At 46.1% G+C, this 2,139-nt stretch carries 2 protein-coding genes; both read left to right on the forward strand.

The window, feature by feature from the left end:
- The first annotated feature begins 113 nt into the window (after positions 1-113).
- The gene (locus QTO00_RS18655; protein WP_331426103.1) at positions 114-1,307 is read left to right on the forward strand and encodes a methyltransferase; all 1,194 of its coding nucleotides are present in this window, start codon (positions 114-116) and stop codon (positions 1,305-1,307) included.
- A 329-nt stretch (positions 1,308-1,636) separates the two neighbouring features.
- Positions 1,637-2,139: ABC transporter substrate-binding protein (locus tag QTO00_RS18660; RefSeq protein ID WP_331426104.1), on the forward strand; the 503-nt coding region annotated here is incomplete at its 3' end.

Consider the following 2,139-nt stretch of genomic DNA (forward strand, 5'->3'; position numbering starts at 1 on the left):
CTCTATCGCTTAAATCAAATGCCGAAATCGAAGAGATGTTTAAAGATATCGACCTTCCGGTTCGCTAGCATCTCGAAGCACTTCCCTCTAAAATGCGCGTTTAGGGGGAAGTCATGTCACATCAATTCCAATCACTCGATTCATTTCTGGTTGAAACCCAAGCCTATTGGCGTTTTGAACCCTTCTTTGTGTCAGCACAGCCGATCATGCCTTGGGTTAAAGCGAACCCCGCGCTCAGTCAGTGGCTAGAACAACTTTCCCCACAGCAGATTTCAGCTTACAAACAAGATACAGATGCACTGGTAGCAGAGATGTCAGTGTATTTGCCGTGCATTGAAAGAATTGAATCTTGGACGACATTACCAACGATAGCCAATAAGGGGCTGACTCTTTCTAGAGGGGTAGACAATGGCGTTCCGGGAAGAAAACTAGAGCAGATCTTGTCGATGGGGGAGGCTGCTATTAGCGATCATTATGGCAGTGAATGGTTAGAGTGGTGTTCGGGTAAAGGTTTCTTGGGGCGGGTACTTGCCAGCCAGACTGCACAAAAAGTGACGAGCTTTGAATATCAACAAATGTTGTGTGAGTCGGGGCAGCAAGAAGCGAACAAGCAAGGTTTACCGATGCAGTTTGTTCAGGGAGACGCTCTTAAACCACAGGCTGTGGAGGCTCTAAACCCGCGACAGCATGCCGTGGCGCTTCATGCTTGCGGTGATTTGCATGCTGCTCTGATTGACCTTGCTACTGAGAAACAACTGCCTGCGATTACCCTATCCCCGTGTTGCTACCACCTTGTGGAGGGTGATAGCTATCGGGCTCTGTCTAGTTTAGGAAAAGCATCGGCTCTTAATCTCACTCGTCATGAGTTACGAATTCCTTTGCAGGAAACCGTAACAGGGGGAGAGCGTGTAAAGCGCCATCGGATGGAGGAGATGAGCTTTCGTCTTGGTTTTGACTTGTTGATGCGTGAGGTGACGAAAAAGGATGAGTATGTACCGGTGCCGAGCATTAAGAAGTCACTGCTCGCTGATGGCTTTGAGGCATTCTGCCGTTGGGCGAGTGGCCAAAAGGGCTTTGCACTACCTGAGCTAGATTTTGAGTATTACTTGAGTCTGGGTTTGGCGAGGTACTGGAATATGGAGCGGATAAGCTTAGTTCAGCAGCCGTTTCGTCGGGCTTTGGAGCTATGGCTAGTGCTTGATAAAGCGAACTACATGTGTGAGCAGGGCTACAATGTAACGGTATCTCAGTTTTGTTCCAGAGAGACGACACCACGCAACCTATTGATTCACGCAGTGAAACAGTGAACAACAAGTGTAGTCTGTTTAATGTTGGATAATTGTTAAAAGATGCTTTTCTTTTCCACTGCATGTTGGTATTAATATTGGTGTGTACAGATTTTGTGCAACATAAAAAACTAGGGGAACAAACCCCATATAAAACCTCACACAACATTATTGCTTATACCAAGTTCTATTCAATTACTCAGGACGCTACCGCTTCGATGTAAGGACAGCAAAGAAGTAGGCAGTGGTATGACGTTTCTATTTGAAGTGACATATTCCTGTTTGTTAGGCCGAGAAATGGTTTAAACGCTCTGAGTATTCAACACTTGGTATTCCATCAAGGAGTTAAGATGAAAGCAACAAAAGTCATTGCGACCGCCGTTCTCGCAGGTGTTACATTACTCTCTTCCGCTAGTATCATGGCAAAAACAGCACGAGTAGCTGTTTCTCAAATCGTAGAACATCCGGCACTGGATGCGACACGCCAAGGTCTTATTGATGGTCTAAAAGCCAAAGGTTATGAGCAAGGCAAAAATCTAGAGTTTGATTACAAAACGGCTCAGGGTAACCCAGCTATTGCAGTACAAATTGCACGTCAGTATGTGGGTGAAAAGCCTGATGTGTTGGTCGGTATCGCCACACCGACAGCACAGGCACTCGTTTCTGCAACTCGTTCTATCCCGGTTGTTTTTACCGCTGTAACCGATCCTGTCGGGGCAAAACTGGTTAAACAACTTGAGCAACCAGGCAAAAACGTAACTGGCTTATCGGATCTATCTCCTGTTAGTCAGCACGTTGAACTGATCAAAGAGATTTTGCCAGAGACTAAATCGATTGGTGTGGTGTTTAATCC

The organism is Vibrio sp. M260118, assembly GCF_036533755.1.
In the GTDB taxonomy this organism is placed as follows: Bacteria; Pseudomonadota; Gammaproteobacteria; order Enterobacterales; family Vibrionaceae; genus Vibrio.